Annotated in this window: 18 protein-coding genes and 1 other annotated feature; of the genes, 17 read left to right on the top strand and 1 reads right to left on the bottom strand. The window is 37.1% G+C overall.

Translation table 11 applies throughout. The features are described from left to right. Nucleotides 1-2 precede the first annotated feature (2 nt). The 11 genes from yihA to ACZLXV_RS04825 all read left to right on the top strand — a co-directional run bounded on the left by yihA (nucleotide 3) and on the right by ACZLXV_RS04825 (nucleotide 14,876). On the top strand, nucleotides 3-614 hold the full coding sequence (gene yihA, locus ACZLXV_RS04875; protein ID WP_482382672.1) for a ribosome biogenesis GTP-binding protein YihA/YsxC: 612 nt from the start codon (nucleotides 3-5) through the stop codon (nucleotides 612-614). A gap of 77 nt (nucleotides 615-691) precedes the next feature. After that, entirely contained in the window at nucleotides 692-2,404 is a 1,713-nt protein-coding gene (locus ACZLXV_RS04870; protein WP_482382671.1) for a C40 family peptidase, read from the top strand. A 75-nt stretch (nucleotides 2,405-2,479) separates the two neighbouring features. Continuing rightward, nucleotides 2,480-3,595, top strand: coding sequence for a D-alanine--D-alanine ligase family protein (locus ACZLXV_RS04865; protein WP_482382678.1), 1,116 nt, complete (start codon nucleotides 2,480-2,482; stop codon nucleotides 3,593-3,595). A gap of 17 nt (nucleotides 3,596-3,612) precedes the next feature. Then, on the top strand, nucleotides 3,613-5,001 hold the full coding sequence (locus ACZLXV_RS04860; RefSeq protein WP_482382670.1) for a UDP-N-acetylmuramoyl-tripeptide--D-alanyl-D-alanine ligase: 1,389 nt from the start codon (nucleotides 3,613-3,615) through the stop codon (nucleotides 4,999-5,001). A 14-nt stretch (nucleotides 5,002-5,015) separates the two neighbouring features. Then, nucleotides 5,016-5,244 (top strand) — a binding site (T-box leader). A gap of 193 nt (nucleotides 5,245-5,437) precedes the next feature. After that, the gene (pheS, locus tag ACZLXV_RS04855) at nucleotides 5,438-6,457 is read left to right on the top strand and encodes a phenylalanine--tRNA ligase subunit alpha (RefSeq protein ID WP_022224380.1); all 1,020 of its coding nucleotides are present in this window, start codon (nucleotides 5,438-5,440) and stop codon (nucleotides 6,455-6,457) included. Nucleotides 6,458-6,504: 47 nt separating this feature from the next. Further along, complete coding sequence (gene pheT / locus ACZLXV_RS04850; protein WP_482382669.1) at nucleotides 6,505-8,943, top strand: phenylalanine--tRNA ligase subunit beta; 2,439 nt, start codon at nucleotides 6,505-6,507, stop codon at nucleotides 8,941-8,943. Between the two features lie 253 nt (nucleotides 8,944-9,196). After that, the gene (locus ACZLXV_RS04845) at nucleotides 9,197-9,676 is read left to right on the top strand and encodes a VanZ family protein (protein WP_482382668.1); all 480 of its coding nucleotides are present in this window, start codon (nucleotides 9,197-9,199) and stop codon (nucleotides 9,674-9,676) included. Nucleotides 9,677-9,699: 23 nt separating this feature from the next. Continuing rightward, on the top strand, nucleotides 9,700-10,035 hold the full coding sequence (locus ACZLXV_RS04840; RefSeq protein WP_022224383.1) for a DUF6142 family protein: 336 nt from the start codon (nucleotides 9,700-9,702) through the stop codon (nucleotides 10,033-10,035). A 169-nt stretch (nucleotides 10,036-10,204) separates the two neighbouring features. After that, complete coding sequence (locus tag ACZLXV_RS04835; RefSeq protein ID WP_482382667.1) at nucleotides 10,205-10,954, top strand: hypothetical protein; 750 nt, start codon at nucleotides 10,205-10,207, stop codon at nucleotides 10,952-10,954. Between the two features lie 282 nt (nucleotides 10,955-11,236). Continuing rightward, nucleotides 11,237-13,027: an ammonium transporter gene (locus ACZLXV_RS04830; protein WP_482382666.1), complete on the top strand. Its 1,791-nt coding sequence runs from the start codon at nucleotides 11,237-11,239 to the stop codon at nucleotides 13,025-13,027. 310 nt (nucleotides 13,028-13,337) lie between these two features. Beyond that, complete coding sequence (locus tag ACZLXV_RS04825; RefSeq protein WP_482382665.1) at nucleotides 13,338-14,876, top strand: L,D-transpeptidase family protein; 1,539 nt, start codon at nucleotides 13,338-13,340, stop codon at nucleotides 14,874-14,876. Between the two features lie 159 nt (nucleotides 14,877-15,035). Here the strand turns inward: ACZLXV_RS04825 and hisS are convergent, their stop codons facing one another. Beyond that, a complete protein-coding gene (gene hisS, locus ACZLXV_RS04820; protein ID WP_482382664.1) occupies nucleotides 15,036-16,274 on the bottom strand; it encodes a histidine--tRNA ligase in 1,239 nt (412 codons plus the stop codon). A gap of 247 nt (nucleotides 16,275-16,521) precedes the next feature. Here hisS and asd point away from each other — a divergent pair, with 247 nt between their 5' ends. The 6 genes from asd (at nucleotide 16,522) to ACZLXV_RS04790 (ending at nucleotide 22,125) form a co-directional block, all read left to right on the top strand. Then, entirely contained in the window at nucleotides 16,522-17,619 is a 1,098-nt protein-coding gene (asd, locus tag ACZLXV_RS04815) for an aspartate-semialdehyde dehydrogenase (protein WP_022224388.1), read from the top strand. Nucleotides 17,620-17,698: 79 nt separating this feature from the next. After that, nucleotides 17,699-18,103 carry an NUDIX domain-containing protein gene (locus ACZLXV_RS04810; RefSeq protein ID WP_022224389.1) on the top strand — a complete coding sequence of 135 codons (405 nt, stop codon included), beginning with the start codon at nucleotides 17,699-17,701 and terminating at the stop codon, nucleotides 18,101-18,103. A 73-nt stretch (nucleotides 18,104-18,176) separates the two neighbouring features. After that, on the top strand, nucleotides 18,177-19,454 hold the full coding sequence (locus tag ACZLXV_RS04805) for a dihydroorotase (protein WP_482382663.1): 1,278 nt from the start codon (nucleotides 18,177-18,179) through the stop codon (nucleotides 19,452-19,454). A gap of 18 nt (nucleotides 19,455-19,472) precedes the next feature. Beyond that, nucleotides 19,473-20,390, top strand: coding sequence for an orotidine-5'-phosphate decarboxylase (pyrF, locus tag ACZLXV_RS04800; protein WP_367336600.1), 918 nt, complete (start codon nucleotides 19,473-19,475; stop codon nucleotides 20,388-20,390). 20 nt (nucleotides 20,391-20,410) lie between these two features. Further along, entirely contained in the window at nucleotides 20,411-21,196 is a 786-nt protein-coding gene (locus tag ACZLXV_RS04795) for a dihydroorotate dehydrogenase electron transfer subunit (RefSeq protein WP_482382662.1), read from the top strand. Between the two features lie 26 nt (nucleotides 21,197-21,222). Then, nucleotides 21,223-22,125: a dihydroorotate dehydrogenase gene (locus ACZLXV_RS04790; RefSeq protein ID WP_022224393.1), complete on the top strand. Its 903-nt coding sequence runs from the start codon at nucleotides 21,223-21,225 to the stop codon at nucleotides 22,123-22,125. The last annotated feature ends 47 nt before the right edge of the window (nucleotides 22,126-22,172 follow it).

Here is a 22,172-nt window from a genome sequence, read left to right as displayed (position 1 = left end):
ATATGAAGATAAAGAGTGTTAACTTAGAGACGGTTTGCGGAATAACAAGTGTTCTTCCTGAAAATGACAAAGTAGAGATTGCATTTGCAGGAAGGTCAAATGTTGGAAAAAGTTCACTTATAAATGCATTGATGAACAGAAAAGCATATGCGAGGACATCTTCGCAGCCGGGAAAAACGCAGACAATCAATTTTTATAATATAAACGAAGCTTTATATTTTGTCGATCTGCCTGGATACGGTTTTGCCAAAGTATCAAAGGAAACTGTCGCAAAATGGGGAAAGATGATAGACAATTATCTTGAAAATTCAAAAGTTTTAAGACTGGTATTTTTGCTGGTAGATATAAGACATAAGCCGAACAGCAATGACATACAGATGTATGACTGGTGTGTAGAATATGGATTCAATCCGGTTATCGTTGCGACTAAGGAAGACAAAGTGAAAAGGTCACAAAAAGCGAAACTTATCAAGGATATAAAGCAGACTTTAAATGTGGTAGAGGGTACGCCTGTAATTCCTTTTTCATCATTAACAAAAAACGGAAGAGACGAGATAATGGAATATATTGATCTTGTCTGTGAAAGATTTAATGATGAAAAAAATCAGGAGTAATTATACATTATATAATTAAAAATTATATAAATAAAGGCACAGTAATTTTATGTAAGATTAAAACAGGAGGTAAGGTTTTGAGTAACAGAAGATATGGTAAGATACTGTTGGGAATGTTTTTAATTGGTTTTATGATGTGTTTTATGTATAGGGATGCATCGGCATTTGGAAATCTGTTAAAGAGTGATGAGGTAGAAGTATTTGCCGGAACAACCATCAATTTGAGAGATTTCGTTGACGATGCATACATGCAGGATAATTATGGTGATGATTACAACAAAGATAAGGATGAACAGTTACTTTCATATGAGTTTAATATAGCTAACAGAAGCACTGATTGTGCAGAGTTTGACAGTTACGGAAATCTTATGACAAAAAAGCCGGGAACAGTCATTATCGACATTAAATTTTCGTACAGGAATGTATTTTCAATTGTGCCTTTTACAATCAATATAAAGGAACCTCAAACATTAAATGTAAGTTATGGAAAATCAGAAATTATAGAAGCTGCATCAGCTTATAATGCATGTGAGTATACTTTTTCATCAGAGAAGGACAGCGTAACAGTGAGTAATGACGGAAGTATAACAGTTCAGGGATTTACTGACTCAAAAATATACATGACAGGAAAAAACGGTGAAAAAATCGAAGTGGCAGATGTTTCTGTGAATACACCTGAATATACTGATGATGTGGTTGTAAGAGCTGTAGGAACAGAACCATATACACCTGAGATAAGTGATTATACAAGTCTTGCAGGTGATAAACCGATAGAATGGACTTCTGGTGACGAAGATATAATGAAAGTCACAGACGGAGAACTTGAGGCTGTAGGAATCGGTGATACAACCATAAATGCGGCTATCACTGCAAAAAATGGAGATGTTTTGAATATCGGAGTTCCTGTAACAGTTACAAATCCTGTTATTCCTGACAGTAAAATGATTGTTGCTGTCGGCGGAAAAAAAGCAATAAAATTAGAGGGAACATGTGAAAACAGCGCAGTAACTTTGGTTAAGTCAACAAAAAATAAGGTATCACTTACAGATGACGGCAAGTTGTATGCATTAAAAAAAGGAACAGACAATATAACGATTTCTGTTGACGGAAAAGAAATGGATTGTGACGTTAAGATTACTAATCCGTCTTTAAGATATACAACTATAGTGACATATAAGGGTGCAAAAAGAAAAATGCCTGTAAAGGGAACGATTTCAGGCAGTGACGTTACATATGAGTCAAAGAATGCGGCTACTGTTGACGTTACAGACACAGGAGTGATAAGTGCAAAAAAATCAGGTCATGTAAAAGTAGTTGCAAATGTAGACGGAAAAAATATTACGGCAAATGTTGAGATTGCTTCTAAAAATGCTTACAGGGCAGCAAAAAAAGAAATTGAAATTTCAAAGACAAAGACAAGATACAGTCAGGCGAGAAGAATGTCTGCTCATTATTATGACTGCAGTTCAATAGTATGGAGAACATACAGAAGATATGGAGTTAATTTTGGAGTAAATTCATCATGGGCACCGACAGCAGCAAGTATGGGATACTGGTGTACAAAAAATAATAAGATTATTTATAAAAAAGGAGTTTCAGCTTCAAAGCTTCTTCCGGGAGATGTTATTTTTTATTCATATCAGAAGAACGGAAGATATAAAAATATAAGTCATGTTGAGATGTATGTCGGAAACGGAAAAAGTGTTTCAGCAAGCAGTTCTCATAACAGAGTTATACATTATGCATACAAAAGCAGTTCTGTAGTAATGATTGCAAGACCGACAAAATAGTGATAGATTATTAGGTATACTGTGATTATATACTTAAAATTATAATTTGAAAAATTGGAGGCAATGAAGATTAAAATGAAAATAGTCGTTTTAGCTGGTGGTATAAGTACAGAGAGGGATGTTTCACTTATTTCAGGTGCAGGTATTTTAAAGGCTCTTAGGGAAAAGGGACATCAGGTTATTCTTCTTGATGTATTTCTCGGATATAAAAAAAGAGGCGAGGATGTAAGTAATATATTTGAAAAAGCTGCTGAGATGGACAGTCAGGTAAATGATATACAGGCAGTTGATCCTGATATTGAACAAGTCAAGAAAATGAGAAACGGTGATGAAAAAGGGCTGTTCGGACCAAATGTTATTGAAATCTGCAGGCAGGCAGATATAGTTTACATGGGGCTTCACGGTGCAGATGGCGAAAATGGAAAAGTTCAGGCGGCTTTCGATGTACTGGGGATAAAGTATACAGGTTCGGATTATCTTGGAAGTGCTCTTGCTATGGATAAGGGAATGGCAAAGAAGGTATTTTTACAAAGTAAAATACCTACACCAAACGGTTTTACAATGACTAAATCCCATATCCATGAACTTCCTAAAGAAATTGGTTATCCATGCATTGTAAAACCCTGTTGCGGCGGTTCAAGTGTCGGAATGAGTATTGTCAAAAATGAGACAGAGTACAAAAAAGCTCTTGACTTGGCATTCAAATATGAGAATGAAGTTGTAGTCGAGGAATATATTAAAGGAAGAGAATTTTCGGTAGGTGTTATTGGTGGAAAGAGTCTGCCTATCATAGAGATTATACCAAAGTCAGGTGTATACGATTATGAGACAAAATATCAGCCGGGAATGGCAACAGACGTTTGTCCGGCTCCGCTTTCGGATGAGATAACAGACAAAATGCAGACATATGCCATTGATGTATACAGGGAACTTAAGCTTGGCTCATATGCGAGAATTGATTTCTTACTCGATGCGGATGACAATATGTACTGCCTTGAAGCAAATACCCTTCCGGGAATGACAGCTACAAGTCTTTTACCACAGGAGGCAAAAGTTCTCGGAATAGAGTACGGAGTTTTGTGCGAGCAGGTTATAGCACAGGCACTTGCAGCATACAACGGTGAGTCAGAAGAACTTCCTAAACCGGGAACAAACAGTCATTATGGTAAAGCTGACTTAAAAAAACTTTAGAATGGGAGCTTAGTCATATGAGAGAATTGACAATAGAAAAAATAGCTGAAATCTGCAATGGTAAGTTTTACAAAGGAGACAAGACACAAAATCAGGAAATTTCTTCAATAACGACAGACAGCAGAAAAATTGAAAACGACTGTATGTTTGTTGCGATAAAGGGAGAGAGAGCAGACGGCAATAAATTTATAGCTAAAGCGTATGAAGACGGTGCATTGGTATGTTTATCGGAAAATGAGCCTGATGCAAATGATGTCACTGTTTCAGAAAATAAGGGATACATAGTTGTAAAATCATGCTTCCAGGCATTAAAAGACATAGCAGAGTTTTATCGTGAAGTTATGCAGACAAAAATAGTAGGTATTACGGGAAGTGTCGGAAAAACCTCAACAAAAGAGATGCTTGCATCGGTAATATCGGAAAAGTTTAATACATTAAAGACACAGGGCAATTTCAACAATGAAGTTGGTGTACCGCTTACATTGTTCAGACTGAGAGAGGAACATGAACTGGCAATAGTAGAGATGGGAATAAGTGATTTTGGTGAGATGTCAAGGCTTGGAAAAATAGTTAAACCGGATATGTGTGTTATTACAAATATAGGTCAGTGCCATCTCGAAAATCTGGGTGACAGAGATGGTGTTCTTAAAGCAAAGACGGAAATATTTAATTTTCTTAAAGAGGGTGGCAAAGCATTTCTTAACGGGGATGACGATAAGCTTGCAACAGTTAAAGAAGTGAATGGGTTAAAACCTGTTTTCTTTGGATTTGATAAGAAAAATGATGTGTATGCCACAGATGTAGACACAAAAGGTCTTGCAGGAACATCTTTTACGGCAGTTACACCTAATGGGAAAATGAAAATTCGTGTAAATGTTCCGGGACATCATATGGTATCAAATGCACTTGCAGCTGTTGCTATCGGACTTGAACTTGGCTTAAATGAAAAGCAGATTGCGGCGGGAGTTGCAGCGTTTAAGCCGGTATCGGGACACAGCAGCATTGTTGAAACTAAGCATTTTACGATAATGGATGACTGCTATAATGCAAACCCTGTTTCCACGAAAGCGGGAATTGACGTTCTGATACAGACTGATGAAAGAAAAGTTGCGATACTCGGTGATATGTTTGAACTTGGTGCTGATGAAAGAAAAATGCATTATGAGGTCGGTGAATATGCGGCTAAAAAGGGTATAGACTGTATCATATGTGCAGGAGAACTTGCCAAAGAGTATTATGACGGCGCAAAGGCGGCAGGCAAGAAAGAAAATTTATATTATTTTCCATCGAGAGATGAGGCAATAGAAAATTTGAAAGATATTGTAAAAGCAAATGATGCAATTCTCGTAAAAGCATCCCATGGAATGAAATTTGAAAAGATAGTTGAAGTTTTAAAACAGATGTGATAGAATAATGTGCGTTAAAAGCTTTGAATGTGCAAAGTAGTTATAGATTATTCATTTAGAGAGAAGATGTCCCCGGCTGAAAGCATCTTTATGTTACGGTTTATGATGAATTTCCCACAGGAGCTTCACTGTTGAAGTTTTTAGTAGGCGGTGACGGATTGGCAGCCGTTATTTGCAAATTAAGTGTTTATGTGTAGTTCACATGAAAAACAGGGTGGTACCGCGGCAGAAGCCGTCCCTGACTGCAGGCAGTTTGGGAGGTACCTTTATATATAAAACTTTCCGTTTTGTTTGCGGAGAGTTTTTTTTGTTATAGGAAAAAAAGAAGTTTCCTATAACATAAAAAAACTCCCGTTAGAATCGTACTGCGGCAATAAAAGATATGTCATTAAAAATGACAAAATGACAGCGAAAAATATAAGAAAGGAAAAAAGAAATGAAAGACAAACTTAAGAAAATTCTTGATGATGCGATGACACAGATTGATTCGTCAGAGCATTTGGACAGACTTAATGAGATTAAGGTATCGTTTTTAGGAAAAAAGGGAGAACTTACATCAGTATTAAAAGCGATGAAAGATGTAGCACCGGAGGACAGACCGAAGGTTGGACAGCTTGTAAATGAGGCAAGAAAAGCCATTGAAGAAAAATTAGATGAAAAAAGAGATATATTTGAAAAAGCGGTTTTGGAGGAAAAACTTAAGAGTGAGACAATAGATGTCACACTTCCGGGCAAAAAACTTGCAATGGGACACAGCCATCCAAATACAATAACACTTGAAGAAGTTGAAGATATATTTGTGGGAATGGGATATGAAGTTGTTGAAGGTCCTGAAGTTGAATATGATTATTACAACTTTGAGGCACTTAATATTCCTGATAATCATCCTGCAAAAGATGAACAGGACACATTCTATATAACAAAGGATATTCTTCTTCGTTCACAGACATCATCAGTTCAGGTTCATGAGATGGAGAAGGGAAAACTTCCTATAAGAATGATAGCACCGGGAAGAGTATTCCGTTCAGACGAGGTAGATGCTACACATTCACCTACATTCCATCAGATAGAGGGACTTGTAATCGACAAGAATATAACATTTGCGGATCTTAAAGGAACACTTCAGGAATTTGCAAAGAGACTTTTTGGAGAGGATACAAAAGTAAAATTCCGTCCTCATCATTTCCAGTTTACAGAGCCGAGTGCAGAGATGGATGTTACATGTTTCAAATGTGGCGGAAAAGGTTGCCGTTTCTGTAAAGGTTCAGGCTGGGTAGAGATTCTTGGATGTGGAATGGTGCATCCGCATGTACTTGAAATGAGTGGAATAGACCCTGAGGAATATACAGGATTTGCATTTGGTGTAGGTCTTGAGAGAATCACATTGTTCAAATATGAAATTGACGATATGAGACTTTTATATGAAAATGACACTCGTTTCCTTAAACAGTTCTAAAATTTGTAAAGAGTAATGATAGTAGAAAAGAAAGCAGGTATAAAAATATGGATACATCTTTTTCATGGATAAAAGCATATGTTCCTGAACTTGATTGTACAGCTCAGGAATATACGGATGCGATGACTTTATCAGGCACAAAAGTTGAGGGATTTACTGAATTTGACAAGAACCTTGATAAAATTGTTGTAGGTAAGATAAATAAGATTGAGAAACATCCTGACGCAGACAAACTCGTTATTTGTCAGGTACAGGTGGACGAAGATGGCACACAAGTACAGATTGTAACAGGAGCATCAAATGTGGCAGAAGGTCAGAAAGTACCGGTTGTTCTTGATGGAGGACATGTCGCAAGTTCACATAAAGACGGTGAGTCAGAAAACGGATTTAAGATAAAGAAAGGAAAACTCCGCGGTGTTGAATCATTCGGAATGATGTGTTCTATTGAGGAACTTGGTTCAACAACGGATATGTATCCTGATGCTGCAAAAGACGGAATTTACATTTTAAGTGATAATCCTGAGTACAAGGATGCAAAAATTGGCTCAGATGTGGTTGAACTTCTCGGACTTCATGATGTAAGATTTGAGTATGAGATAACATCAAACAGAGTAGACTGTTTCGGGATGATTGGTATTGCAAGAGAGGTTGCTGCAACATTTGGCAAGGAGCTTGTCGTACCGGAAGTTAAAGAGACAGGAAACAGTGAAGATGTAAATGATTATATATCAGTAGATGTGAAAAATCCTGAGCTTTGCCCAAGATATACAGCGAGAGTTGTAAAGAACATTAAGATTGCACCGTCACCTGAATGGATGCAGAGAAGACTTGCATCAGTCGGAATACGTCCTATAAACAATATCGTAGATATAACTAATTATGTTATGGAAGAATATGCACAGCCTATGCATGCATATGACCTTGACAAGATTGAGGACAGAAAGATTATCGTAAGAAAAGCAGACAATGGGGAAAAGTTTGTTACACTCGATGGTCAGGAAAGAGAACTTGATGACACAATGCTTATGATATGCGATGGAAAGAAGCCTGTTGGAATAGCAGGTATCATGGGTGGAGAAAACTCAATGATAACTGACGATGTAACGACAATGCTTTTTGAGGCAGCGACATTTGACGGAACAAATATCAGACTTTCAGGAAAGAAACTTGGTATGCGTACTGATGCTCAGGCAAAATTTGAAAAGGGACTCGACCCGAACAATGCAATAGAAGCCATGAACAGGGCATGCCAGCTTGTAGAGGAACTTGGTGCAGGCGAAGTTGTCGGCGGAGCAATAGATTATTATCCTGTAAAGAAAGAGCCGATAACAATACCTTACAATGTAGAAAAGATAAATGCACTTCTTGGAACAGACATTGATGAAGATACAATGGTAAAATATTTTGAAAAACTTGACCTTACTGTTGATACAGATAAGAAAGAAGTTATCGTTCCTACATGGAGACAGGACCTTGAGAGACTTGCCGACCTTGCAGAAGAAGTAGCAAGATTTTACGGATATGACAAGATTCCTATGACACTTCCAAAGAGTTCAGCTACAGCAGGAGGATTGTCTGAGAAACTTAAACATGAAAAAGCAGCGAGAATAGTAGTAGAGGGCTATGGATTTAATGAGGGAATGACATTCTCATTTGAGAGTCCGAAAATTTATGACAAGTTAAATCTTCCTGAGGATGATGTACTTAGAAAGAGCATAAAGATAACGAATCCTTTAGGTGAGGATTACAGTGTAATGAGAACATCTGCACTCGGTGGAATGCTCACATCACTTTCAACCAATTATAATAGAAGAAACAAGAACGTAAGACTTTATGAACTTGCCAACGTATATCTTCCAAAACAGCTTCCGCTTACTGAACTTCCGGATGAGCGTATGCAGCTTACACTCGGAATGTACGGGGACGGAGATTTCTTCACAATGAAAGGTGTTATAGAAACACTTATGTCAAAACTCGGTCTTAAGAAAAAGGCAGAGTATGACCCTCAGGCAGGAAAAGCATTCCTCCATCCGGGACGTCAGGCAAAAGTTATGTATGACGGAGTACAGATTGCTTATTTGGGAGAAGTTCATCCGACAGTACAGAAGAATTTTGCAATCGGAGAGAGAACATATATTGCTGTAGTTGATATGAAAGCAATTATGGACAAGGCTGATTTTGAAGTAAAATATGAGGGTGTACCAAAATTCCCTGCTATGACAAGAGACATCAGTCTCAGCATGAAGAAAGAAGTTCTTGCAGGAGATGTAGAGAAAATCATAAGCAAAAAGGGTGGAAAACTTGTAGAGTCATATGAACTTTTTGACGTATATGAGGGTTCACAGCTTAGCAAGGGATTTAAGTCACTTGCATACAAGATAGTATTCAGGGCAAAAGACCATACACTTAAAGATGACGAAGTAAATGCAGCAATGGATAAGATTATAAAGGCACTAGCTGAGATAGAAGTTGTTCTTCGTCAGTAATATAAGCAGGCATGGTTTAAAGCGTGCCCGGCGTATAAGATAAATTTATGATAAACAGGCAGTATCGTTAAAAACGGAATTGCCTGTTTATTGTGTAATAAAAATTTAATTATTTTAATATAGTAAAACTGATAAATTTAATATATTATGATATAATAAGCAAAGCGTGCTCATCTTAGGAGTTTCTGACGAAACTTCATTATGCGCGGAAATCATGTGCACAAATTTAAGGCGCATGGGAATGGGGACTAAAATGAAAAAGAAACATAAGTTTATAATAAAAGCTGTTTCGTGGATTTTATTTATAATATATCTTATAATGATGGTTTATTTTTTGTTTTTTAGTGAAATGCTTGGAAGAACACCGAGTGATACATATCACTATAATCTGAAGCCATTTACCGAAATACAGCGATATATGACAAATTATAAAAAACTCGGCAGTTTTTACGTTATTTTAAATCTTATGGGAAATGTTATATGTTTTATGCCGTTGGGGTTTGTGTTACCAATTTTATCTAATAAAAACAGAAATATTTTTAAAGTTACACTTATATGTCTTTTATGTTCAATCGCAGTCGAATTGACACAGCTTATATCGAAACTTGGTTCCTGTGATGTAGATGATGTTATTTTAAACACATCAGGCGGGATTTTGGGCTATATATGTTTTTTGATATGCATGTTTATATTCAGACATAAGACATCAAAGAAAAGGCGGAAGAAAAAGTAGAATATAGAGTATAGAGGAGTATTATGTTTAAGAGAAAACGAAAAAAAGAAGGTGAACTGAGACTTACCGATAAAAAGCATCCTATATCGGGAATATGGTCAGTTTTGATAGGAGTATTTGCACTTATTATGTTTATTGTCACATGCTTTATCTCAGGTGATAATGGCGGAAAAGGCGGAATTATAGTAGGTATAGTGGGAATACTTTGTTTTATCATAAGTGTTTCAGGATTTATTTTATCGTGGATGAGTCTCAGAAAAGAAAATATAAGATATCTGTTTCCGACGATAGGTGCCGTTGTTAACGGATTGCAGATAATAGGTTATATGATAGTCTATATATGGGGGTCGTATATGTAGAAGAATTTAGATAAGTTCAGAATAAGTTCGTATAATTTGTGCAAAAAGAATTAAAAAAATTATGTTTTTTGTAGAAAAAATAAAAGTTATAATCAGATTTATTAAACAGAAGAAATAATATATTTTATATTACTGTTAAAAATCATATGGAAACGAGGAAGATTATTATATGGCAATGAACTTTTCAGAAGAAGAAAAAAAGAAAATGTTAGAAGATGATTCTGAAATTTATCAGAAGAGAGAAGATGGGCTTGACGCAAATAACGGAGAGCTGAAAAAATTAAAAGGGCGTCAGAAGAGAGAGTATTTCAGGCAGTATTATATGGGAACTGTGGCAGTTATTGTGGTGGTGGCAATTCTTGCAGTTCTGTTTTTTAAGAATGCCGTTGAGAAAAAACCGCAGTGTGCTCTTTATATAGCGATAGAAGATGATGTTCTCGATGAAGATAAAGTCGCTGATTTTGAAAAAGCTGTTGAGAAATATTTAAATATTGACGGTGAAAAGGAATATGTAAAGATAGACAACGGAACAGACTCTAAACAGGTGCAGACATATATTTATTCAGGGATTATCGATGTTGTTATAGCATCGGAAGATACATATAAGACAAGGGCTAAAGAAGGCTGTATGATGGAACCTTCGGCAGATGACACGGTATCATTTTACAAGGATTATGACAAAGATAAGCAGTTTTTCTGTGAATATGTATCGGGAGAGGATGTAAGAGAAAGCGAAAAGACTGCCAATGAAGCTGAATCAGCAGATGGTAAAACATATAATTTCGGACTTTATTTAGATGGCAGTGAGAAATATACCAAGTCACTTGGGGGACTTGTAAAGAAACCGGTAATAGGCATAACAGCAACATCAAAGCATAAGGAAGAGGCTGTCCAATTTATAAAGTGGATGATGAAGTAACTATATATAAAAATATACCAAAAAAAGTTGATTTTTGGTATTTATTATAGTATTTTTGCTAAAATGTAAAAAGTTGGTTGACAGACGATTATTTATGTATATAATAATAGTCATGACAAAGGTGTCACGAAGAAATATTCGTGGCACTTTTTTTGTATTATTTTGCCAGTTAGATTTGTTGTCCGGACACACAGATAAAAACAGGTTAAAACATGATACATTCTGACAATTTTATATATGAATTTTTAGGATGGCATCACGATAAAAAGGAGGCACATTTATATGTCAAATGAAATTTTAGATTATATTAACAGTAATCTGTGGGGTGTTTGGTACCTCATAGGTGCCGCATTGGTTTTCTGGATGCAGGCAGGCTTCGCAATGGTTGAAGCAGGATTTACAAGGGCGAAAAACTCAGGAAATATTATTATGAAAAACCTTATGGACTTTTGTATAGGAACAGTAATGTTCATTGTGATAGGTTATTCATTATTACTTGGAAGCGATGTTGGAGGCTTTTTTGGAACACCGGGATTTGATATATTTAAGAATTATTCAGATTTTGATTTCTCAGGATTTGTATTTAACTTAGTATTCTGTGCTACAACAGCTACTATAGTTTCAGGTGCAATGGCAGAGAGAACTAAATTTATCTCATATTGTGTATATTCAGCAGTTATCTCAGCAGTTATTTATCCGATTGAGGCTCATTGGACATGGGGCGGCGGATTTCTTGCACAGATGGGATTTCATGATTTTGCCGGTTCAAACTGTATTCACATGGTAGGTGGTATATGTGCTCTTATCGGAGCAGCAATGCTTGGACCTCGTATCGGTAAATTCAGCATGAGAACAGGAAAACCACATGCTATTCCGGGACACAACCTTACAATAGGTGCACTCGGAGTATTTATCCTTTGGTTAGGATGGTATGGATTTAACGGAGCAGCAGCAACTTCACTTGAGGATTTAGGTTCAATTTTCCTTACAACAACAATTGCTCCGGCAGTGGCAACAGTAGTATGTATGATATTTACATGGATTAAATATGGCAAGCCTGATGTTTCAATGTGTCTTAATGCATCACTTGCAGGTCTTGTTGCAATCACAGCATCATGTGATGTTACTGATTGTTTAGGTTCATTTATCATCGGTGCAGTGGCAGGTGTGCTTGTTGTATTCGGTGTATGGCTTCTTGATTACAAACTCAAGATTGATGACCCTGTAGGTGCGGTAGCAGTACATATGATGAATGGTATTTGGGGAACATTTGCAGTCGGACTTTTCGCTACAAAATCAGCACCGGGATTTCAGATTGCGCTTGATGGCGGAGCAATAAAAGCCGAGGGACTTTTCTATGGCGGTGGATTTACACAGCTTGGACTTCAGTTGATTGGTATGGGAGCAACAATAGCATGGACAATTGTTACAATTACTATAACATTCCTTGTTATTAAGAATACATTAGGTCTTAGAGTATCAGCAGAGGAAGAACTTCAGGGTCTTGATTCGGTTGAACATGGACTTTCATCAGCATATGCAGACTTTATGCCGGCAGGAAACATGTTCTACTCAGCAGGAACTTCAGTTGAGACACTTAAGGGAAATGTTCCTATGGATAAGGCGGTTGAGGTTACAAATGTATCAAAAACTTCAGCACCTAAGCCTGCTGCATTTAAGGAAAATAAGGCAGAGGAAAAAACAGAAACGGCTAAACTTACAAAGGTTTCAATTATATGTAAGCAGAGTAAGTTTGAAGAACTTAAAGAATCTCTTAACAATATAGGAGTAAATGGTCTTACAGTTACTCAGGTACTTGGATGTGGAACACAGAAAGGTATGACCACAAAATATCGTGGTGCAGAGCTTGATGTGGTACTTCTTCCTAAGATGAAAGTTGAAGTTGTAGTAAGTGCCGTACCTGTAGAGGAAGTTATTGAGACAGCGAAAAAAGCACTCTATACAGGAAATATCGGAGACGGAAAGATTTTTGTATATGATGTTGAAAATGTTGTTAAGGTTCGTACAGGTGACAGTGGATTTGATGCATTGCAGAGTGATGATGAGCTTTAATTTATGCCTGGGTCAATCACAAGCTTTACAATAGCTGTCCGTATGCAGGTAAGTAAATTTTGAAGGATTTTACCAAATATACAGAATATTATAAAGAGAACGGATTAGGGAGACTTTTTTAAGTCTCCTTAATTTTGCAAAAATACCAAAAATTAAAATTAAAATAAAACTGTGCAAATGGCGATGCGTTAATGAATTGTAACAATCGTAACAAAAATGTAATGCCGCTAAGTATTGACATTGTATCAATTTAAAACTATAATTCGTAAAGTGGAATAGGGAAAAGATATAATGATTTATGGAGGATATCATGAAAATCAGTAATAAACAAAAGAATAGTATTACAGGTAACAATGGTACATCGGGTCTTGGCAAAAAGATTGCTGCGATTGCTATTGGAGTTGTAGTTGTTTTGGTACTCGCAATCGTAATTGGAATAAGAGTTTACTACAACGGACATTGGTACTCAAATACTAAAATAGGTGATAAAGATGTTTCCGGCATGACACTTTCGGAAGCAACCAAAACTATGAAAGAAGTTTACAGTTCATATGAGCTTCAAATTAAAGGCCGCAATGATGGAAGCCTTACAATAAACGGTGATGACATTGACTATAATGTTGATGTTGAGACAGCTGTAAAGAAGGCATATGAAAAACAGCATTCAAAGTTTTCATTTTCAAAGTTATTTAAAAACAACGATACAAAGATAGAGCCAAAGGTTTCATTTGATGAGAATAAAGTTGATTCCATATTGAAATCTGCATCGATTGTAAAAGGAGACAGCAATTATAAAATAGTTGCTCCCGTAGATGCAAAAGCAACATATTCTAAAAAGAAAAATTGTTATCAGGTTGTAAAAGAAAATCCTGGAAATACGCTCGATAAGGATAATTTTTCAGAAGAGGTTAAAAAGGCACTTGATAACGGAGAGACATCAATGGATATAAGTGACAGTGAAAAATATCCTGATGTATATGTTAAACCGGAGATTACATCTGATGATAAAGAGATAAAAAAAGAAGTTAATGCATGTAATGCAGTAGCACTCAGATGGGTGACTTGGACTATTCATAAGGGAGTTCAGGAAAGTGCGACCCCTGAGGATATCAGCAAGTGGATTACATATAACAACGGAAAAGTTGTTCTCGATAATCAGGCAATGCGTGACTGGATGGAAAAATTATGCTTAAAGTATAAAACATTAGGCGGAACAAGAAAATTTAAGAGTCACACAGGAAAGATGATTAAACTTTCAGGTGGTGATTACGGATGGCAGCTTGATTATGAAAAAATGTGCGCTCAGTTAAAAGACAGCGTAAATAAAAAGATGAGTAAAAAACTTCAGCGTGCATATATTAAAAATAATGATGAAGAAAGCCAGAAAGCAGTTACAGTCACAAACAAACCTGAATGGCTTGGAACAGCATACAGATATGACCCTGAAAACAAAATGAATGACTGGAATAAAAACAGTTATATAGAGGCTGATTTAGGCGCACAGATGGTATATGTCTTTAAAAACGGAAAGGTTATCTATTCATGCCCTACAATTTCAGGAAAGCCTGTACCGGGCAGAAAGACAACAACAGGAATGTTCTTTATAAAAGACCATGCAAGACATAGAGTACTTAGAGGAGACAACTATGCGACACCTGTTGCGAACTGGGTACGAATCACATGGACAGGAACAGGATTCCATCAGGCAGAGTGGCAGCCATGGGGAAGCTGGAGCCCTAGCCTTTATAAAGTGAGAGGTTCACACGGATGTCTCAATCTCAGCCCATCAAGCGCAGCAAGTATATATGAACTCACAAGCTATAAGCAGATGGTATTTATGCATTATTAAAAATATAATTCATAGAAGATTATTATAAAATATAAAAACAGTTCTATTTCTGAGTATCTCAGAAGTAGAACTGTTTTTTGTATAAACTTGATTATTATTATAAATATTTTTCATAATTCTTTTTTTGCGTCCGATTTTTTCGTCTGGGTATTTCTAAAACTATCCAAACAACTTAATTCCGTCAGATTCGCCATAAACAGCAAAACCATCAAAATCATTCTGCTCAAGTTTATTTAAGAACTTACCGAGTTTTTTAGGTCGTGCGATAACTGAAACCATATATTCATTTCTTAAATCTTCAGCATATGAAAGAGCGTCTGCATAGTTTTCTTTGTCGTAGAAAACAGCGATACGTTTTTTACGGTCAGGAATTGAATAATTCTGTTCCATAAGGATACCGAAAATTCTTTCAAATCCGATAGAGAAACCTACTGCAGGGATGTCCTGATTTAGGAATTTTCCGATAAGATTATCATAGCGTCCGCCGCCTGCGACTGCACCACTGTAACCCTCGGCTGCGACTTCAAATATAGTACCTGTATAGTAGCCCTGACCTCTTACAAGAGAAGGAGTGAATTCGACAGGTATCGTTCCGTTTGAAGCTTTATCTACAGTATCGATAATATATTTAAGGTCATTTACATATTCTGCATCACAGACATCAGCGATGGAGTCAAGAGTTAAACTTCCTCCCTCAAAGAGATTGATAAACTTCTCGATAGCGTTTTTATCAAATTCGTTGTCTTCAAGTTCTGTTTTTACGCCGCCAATTCCGATTTTGTCAAGTTTATCAAAGATAATGGCAAGCTTTTCATTGTCAGCTTCATCAAAACCTGCATAAGAGAAAATGCTTTTAAGGATACGGCGGTCATTTATCTTGACTGTATAATTTTTAAGACCCACTCTGTTTAAAGCTTTTGTAGTAGTAAGAATAAGTTCTATTTCCGCATCTCGTGAATCGTTTCCTATAATATCTATATCACACTGCATAAATTCACGCAGACGGCCTTTCTGAGGTCTTTCTGCCCTGTAAACCCTGTCCATCTGAATTACCTTAAAAGGTGTCATAAGTTCGTTTTTATTATTTGAAAAATATCTGGAAAGAGGAAGAGTGAGGTCATATCGGAGTCCCATATCTGAAAGTTCTTTTTCTGTTACATCGCTTTTTTCAAGAGCAGATGAAAGTTTTTTTCCTCTTTTGAGAACCCTGAATATAAGGTTAAGGTTTTCACCACCCTCGCTTTTATCAAGATTTACGGCATCTTCAATAATAGGAGTAGTGATGCGCATAAAACCTGATTCTCTATATGTTTCAGCGATTACATTTTGAAGATAATCTCTTATTTCAACTTCTTTTGGAAGGTAATCTCTTGTTCCTTTGACTGGTGTAGATTTCATATTGTTAACCATCCTTTCTGAAATATAATTTTGGTAAAATTTAGACATTAACTTAAAATCATGTTTTTTTAATAAAATAACCTTTAATACTTTATCATATCTTGCCTTTGAGGGCAAGGACGGGATAGATTACGGGATATTTTTCAAAGCAAAAAAAATCTTTTTTGACTTATTAGCGTGAATAGTGTAAAATTGAAAAATGAAAAAAGCCGTAGTATCGGTGAGTTAAACTATATGGAGGAAAGACATGGACAATAAGTTAAAAGTTGGTATCCTTGGTGGTACTGGAATGGTAGGACAGAGATTTATCTCATTATTAGAAAATCACCCTTGGTTTGAGGTTGTAGCAATTGCTGCAAGCCCAAGAAGTGCAGGAAAGACATATGAGGAAGCAATCGGGGGTCGTTGGAAGATGACTACACCAATGCCTGAAGCCGTTAAGAAGATTGTGGTACAGGATGTCAGCGATGTTCAGAATGTTGCTTCAAAAGTTGATTTCGTATTTAGTGCCGTAGATATGACAAAAGACGAGATTAAGAAGATTGAAGAAGAATATGCAAAGACAGAGACTCCAGTTGTTTCCAACAATAGTGCACATAGATGGACACCTGATGTACCGATGGTTGTGCCTGAACTTAATCCGGAGCATCTTGAGGTTATTGCAGATCAGAAAAAACGTCTTGGAACAACAAGAGGATTTATAGTAGTTAAACCAAACTGCTCTATCCAGAGTTACACACCTGCACTTCATGCCCTCAAAAAGGCAGGATATGAGCCAAAGACAGTTGTTGCAACAACATATCAGGCTATTTCAGGAGCAGGAAAGACATTTAAGGACTGGCCGGAGATGGAGCACAACATCATTCCGTTTATCGGCGGTGAGGAAGAAAAGAGTGAGCAGGAGCCACTTCGTATATGGGGTCACGTTGAGAACGGTCAGATTGTAAAAGCAGAAGGACCTGTTATTACAACACAGTGTATCCGTGTACCTGTACAGGATGGTCACACAGCAGCAGTATTTATGACATTTGAAGAAGGAAAGAAGCCTTCTAAAGAAGAAATTATTAGAGTTTGGAGAGAGTTTAGCGGAATGCCACAGGAACTTGGTCTTCCAAATGCTCCAAAGCACTTTATACAGTATCTTGAGGAGGATAACCGTCCACAGGTTTCACTTGATGTAAACTATGAAAACGGATTTGGAGTATCACTTGGACGTCTTCGTGAAGATACAGTATTTGATTACAAATTTGTTGGTTTATCACATAATACTGTTCGTGGTGCAGCAGGCGGAGCCGTGCTTATCGCAGAGCTTCTTAAAGCTAAGGGATATATTACAGCAAAATAATTTATAAGCGCCCATATATTTTACGGCGGATTCAGTTATGTTAAAAAACTAATAACAGTAACATGAATGGAGGTGCCAAATGAATAAGTATCGAATTTTAGTCAAAGGAATTGTTCAGAAGGGCAATAGATATCTGACAGTAGAAAAATGGTACGATGATAATATCGTAGAACCTTATCAATGGGAATTTATTGATGGAGAGGCAGAGTTTGGTGAATCACCGGACAAAGCGGTAGTTAGAAATATTCAGGAGCAGACGGGACTTATTACGGAAGTAGACAGAGTTCTTTATACATGGACATTTATGATTGGCTCAGAGTGCAATCTGGGACTGGCGTATCTTTGTCTTACAGAACAGGACGAGGATGATGTTGTGTTATCGGAAGAACTGCATGATGCTAAGTGGATTGAAGCAATTGATTTTGAAAATTACATCCATAATGAACGTATGCTTAAAGACCTTGAAAAGGCGGAACTTTATTAAATAAAAAGAGTGCATCTGTCAATGAAATTTGGCGGGTGCTCTCTGTGTATATAGGGAAAGGCATAAACATATTATGGAAAAAATTCTTATAAAAAATGGCAGGCTGGTAGATCCTGCAAATAATATTGATGAAAAAAGAGATATTCTTATAGAAGATGGAAAAATAAAGGAAGTTGCTGACTGTATAATGCAGGCTGGCGATGCAAAGGAAATAAATGCGGAGGGAAAAGCTGTTATGCCTGGATTTATTGATTTGCATGTACATTTGAGAGAACCCGGATTTGAGTACAAGGAGACTGTTGAAACGGGTGCTAAGGCAGCAGCGAGGGGTGGAGTTACATCTATTTGTCCTATGCCAAATACAAAACCTGTCATTGACAGTGCCGAAAGTGTAAAAGATCTGCTTAAAAGAGCAGAAAACGCACCTGTTCATATCCTTCCGATAGGAGCATGTACCGTCGGACAGGAGGGCAAAGAACTTGCTGATATTGAGGGGATGAAAGAAGCGGGCATAGTTGCACTTAGTGAGGATGGCAAATCTGTTATGGATTCGTCACTGTTTAGAAAGTCATTAAAGGAGGCTGCAAGACTTAATCTGCCGATGTTTTCTCACTGTGAAGATAAAGCTCTTGTCGAGGGTGGTGTCATGAATGCAGGAAAGAAGGCAGAAGAACTTGGACTTCCTGGAATTACAAATTCGGTTGAGGATGTAATTGTTGCAAGGGATATTATCATGTCAAAAGAAGCCGGAAACAGGCTTCATCTCTGTCATTGTTCAACAGCGGACAGTGTGGTTCTGGTTGAGATGGCAAAAAAACAGGGACTTTCTGTAAGTGCAGAGGTCTGCCCGCATCATTTTACTATGTCAGATGATGAGATTACAGAGGATAATGGAAGATTTAAAATGAATCCTCCACTCAGAAGCAGAGCAGATGTTGATGCTTTGAAAGAGGGTCTCAAAAACGGAATTATGGAAGTTATTTCTACAGACCATGCACCTCACGGGGAAGAAGAAAAAAATCAGACCATGTTGAAAGCTCCTTTTGGAATAGTAGGTCTTGAGACATCTTTTGCACTTGGTTATACAGAACTTGTAGATAAGGGCGTTCTTACACTTTCACAGCTTGTAGAAAAAATGAGTGTCAATCCGGCAAAAGTTCTTGGTATAGACAAGGGAAATCTTGCACAGGGAAAGGCTGCCGATATAGTTATTGCAGATATTACTGAGGAATATGAGATAGACAGCAAAAAGTTTGTATCAAAAGGAAAAAATACACCGTTTGACGGCAAAAAGGTAAAAGGAAGAGTTATTACGACGATAGTCGATGGAAAAATAGTATATCATGAATAAAGAAATGGAGGAAAATAAATGATAAATAAATTAGTTTCGGAGATTAAGAAAAAAAATGCACCTATAGTTGTAGGTCTTGACCCTATGCTCAATTATGTGCCAAAACATATACAGGAAAAGGCATTTGCAGAATACGGAGAGACACTTGAGGGAGCAGCAGAGGCAATCTGGCAGTTCAATAAAGCTATAGTTGATGCCACATACGACCTTATTCCGGCTGTAAAACCACAGATTGCCATGTATGAGCAGTTTGGAATACCTGGCCTTGTATCTTATAAAAAGACTATAGATTACTGCAAGGAAAAAGGACTTGTTGTTATTGGTGACATCAAGCGTGGTGATATTGGTTCTACATCTACAGCATACGCTGTCGGTCATCTCGGAAAAGTTCAGGTCGGTTCAAAGTTTTATGCAGGATTTGACGAAGATTTTGCAACGGTAAATCCTTATCTTGGAAGTGACGGAGTAAAACCTTTTATAGATGTTTGTAAAGAAGAAAAGAAGGGTATCTTTGTTCTTGTAAAGACATCAAATCCATCAAGTGGAGAATTTCAGGATAAGGAAGTTGACGGAAAGCCTCTTTATGAACTTGTCGGAGAGATGGTTGCAAAATGGGGTGAAGACTGCATGGGTGATGATTACAGTTATGTAGGCTGTGTTGTAGGAGCTACATATCCGGAGATGGGAAAAGTTCTTCGTAAACTTATGCCAAAAACTTATATTCTTGTTCCGGGATATGGTGCACAGGGCGGTACAGCAAAAGATCTTAAACCATATTTTAACGAGGATGGTCTTGGAGCCATAGTAAATTCATCAAGAGGAATAATTGCAGCATACAGGCAGGAGGCATACAGCAAATTTGGTGAGGAAAATTTTGCGGATGCATCAAGAGAAGCTGTTATCAATATGAAAAACGATATAAATAGTATTTTTTAAGGAAATGAAATGAGGTTTTTATGGCTGATAAGAAAAAGACTATGGCTGTGATAAAATCACAGGAAAATATAACAAAAGACATATTCAGCATGTGGCTTGAATTTGAAAAAGAGTCAAATGTTGTGGAAAATGCAATTCCGGGACAGTTTATTTCAATGTACAGTTCTGACGGCAGCAGACTTTTACCAAGACCTATAAGTATATGTGAAATTGATAAAAATTCAGGAAGTTTAAGAGTTGTTTACAGAGTTGTCGGAAAAGGAACAGATGAGTTTTCAAAGATGAAAAAGGGAGAGAAGATTCCGGTTGTTGGACCGCTTGGAAACGGATTCAGCTTTAAAGGAGGCAAAGCCGTACTTATAGGTGGTGGAATAGGAATACCGCCTATGCTTGAACTTGCAAAAACTCTTAATTCTAAAGAAAATGTTTCAGTAGTTCTTGGATACAGGGATAATGATTTATTCCTTAAAAATGAATTTGAGCCATATGCCAATGTATATGTTTCTACTGAGGACGGAAGTGTCGGAACAAAGGGGAATGTTATAGATGCAATAAAAGAGAATGTGCTTGAAGCAGATGTAATTTATTCATGCGGGCCTATACCGATGCTTCGCGGAGTAAAAGCCTATGCACAGGAAAAAAATATAGAAGCGCAGATTTCGATGGAAGAAAAAATGGCTTGTGGAATAGGTGCATGTCTCGGATGTGTATGTAAATCAAAAGAAATTGATGACCACAGTAAAGTTCATAATAAGAGAATATGTAAAGATGGGCCTGTATTTAATGCAGAGGATATAGAAATTTAGGTTACTGTACAGAATGGAGGAAACTTATGAATCTTTCAGTAGATTTTGCCGGAGTTAAAATGAAAAATCCGGTTACAACAGCATCCGGTACATTTGGTTCGGGAGAAGAGTTCAGCGAGTATGTGGATTTGAACAGACTCGGCGCAGTTACAACCAAAGGTGTAGCAAGTATTCCATGGCCTGGAAATGACACACCGAGAGTTTGTGAGACATACGGTGGAATGTTGAATGCGATAGGACTTCAGAATCCGGGAATAGATACATTTGTAAACAGGGACATTCCTTTCTTGAAGAAATATGATACCAACATCATAGTAAATGTATGCGGAAAGACACCTGAGGAATATATAGAAGTTGTTGACAGACTTGCCTCAGAGGATGTATCGATGCTTGAGATAAATATTTCATGCCCGAATGTAAAAGCAGGCGGCATTGCGTTCGGACAAGACCCTAAACTTGTTGAGCAGATTACAGGCAAAATAAAAGCTCACGCTAAACAGCCGGTAATAATGAAACTTAGTCCTAACGTGACAGATATAACAGAGATGGCAAAGGCGGCAGAAGCAGGCGGCGCAGATGCCATATCACTTATAAATACACTTACGGGTATGAAAATTGACATAAACAGGAGAACATTTGCACTTGCCAATAAGACAGGTGGAATGTCAGGCCCGGCTGTAAAACCGGTTGCCGTAAGAATGGTATATCAGGCAGCAAATGCTGTAAATATACCTGTTCTAGGAATGGGTGGAATAAGAACGGCAGAAGACGCACTTGAATTTATCATGGCGGGTGCTACAATGGTTGCCGTTGGAACAGCAAACTTTAACAATCCGGCAGCGACAATTGAAGTTATTGATGGAATAGCAGAGTTTATGGATAAAAACGGAGTTAAAGATATAAACGAGCTTATAGGCTGCGTAAAATAATAAATATACAGATATTTAGAAAAAAATTCAAAAATATAGAAAAGAGG

This window comes from Butyribacter sp. (assembly GCF_056818865.1).
Note: the sequence above shows the minus strand (reverse complement) of the source record. Positions and strands in the feature narration are given on the sequence as shown.

Bases quoted from the DNA above. Each gene is read 5' to 3' on its own strand.
- ACZLXV_RS04830 (WP_482382666.1), top strand. From the start codon at position 11,237: ATGTCAAATGAAATTTTAGATTATATTAACAGTAATCTGTGGGGTGTT.
- hisS (WP_482382664.1), bottom strand. From the start codon at position 16,274: ATGAAATCTACACCAGTCAAAGGAACAAGAGATTACCTTCCAAAAGAA.
- ACZLXV_RS04840 (WP_022224383.1), top strand. From the start codon at position 9,700: ATGTTTAAGAGAAAACGAAAAAAAGAAGGTGAACTGAGACTTACCGAT.
- ACZLXV_RS04845 (WP_482382668.1), top strand. From the start codon at position 9,197: ATGAAAAAGAAACATAAGTTTATAATAAAAGCTGTTTCGTGGATTTTA.
- asd (WP_022224388.1), top strand. From the start codon at position 16,522: ATGGACAATAAGTTAAAAGTTGGTATCCTTGGTGGTACTGGAATGGTA.
- ACZLXV_RS04795 (WP_482382662.1), top strand. From the start codon at position 20,411: ATGGCTGATAAGAAAAAGACTATGGCTGTGATAAAATCACAGGAAAAT.
- yihA (WP_482382672.1), top strand. From the start codon at position 3: ATGAAGATAAAGAGTGTTAACTTAGAGACGGTTTGCGGAATAACAAGT.
- pheS (WP_022224380.1), top strand. From the start codon at position 5,438: ATGAAAGACAAACTTAAGAAAATTCTTGATGATGCGATGACACAGATT.
- ACZLXV_RS04805 (WP_482382663.1), top strand. From the start codon at position 18,177: ATGGAAAAAATTCTTATAAAAAATGGCAGGCTGGTAGATCCTGCAAAT.
- ACZLXV_RS04810 (WP_022224389.1), top strand. From the start codon at position 17,699: ATGAATAAGTATCGAATTTTAGTCAAAGGAATTGTTCAGAAGGGCAAT.
- ACZLXV_RS04860 (WP_482382670.1), top strand. From the start codon at position 3,613: ATGAGAGAATTGACAATAGAAAAAATAGCTGAAATCTGCAATGGTAAG.
- ACZLXV_RS04790 (WP_022224393.1), top strand. From the start codon at position 21,223: ATGAATCTTTCAGTAGATTTTGCCGGAGTTAAAATGAAAAATCCGGTT.
- ACZLXV_RS04825 (WP_482382665.1), top strand. From the start codon at position 13,338: ATGAAAATCAGTAATAAACAAAAGAATAGTATTACAGGTAACAATGGT.
- ACZLXV_RS04865 (WP_482382678.1), top strand. From the start codon at position 2,480: ATGAAAATAGTCGTTTTAGCTGGTGGTATAAGTACAGAGAGGGATGTT.
- pyrF (WP_367336600.1), top strand. From the start codon at position 19,473: ATGATAAATAAATTAGTTTCGGAGATTAAGAAAAAAAATGCACCTATA.
- ACZLXV_RS04835 (WP_482382667.1), top strand. From the start codon at position 10,205: ATGGCAATGAACTTTTCAGAAGAAGAAAAAAAGAAAATGTTAGAAGAT.
- pheT (WP_482382669.1), top strand. From the start codon at position 6,505: ATGGATACATCTTTTTCATGGATAAAAGCATATGTTCCTGAACTTGAT.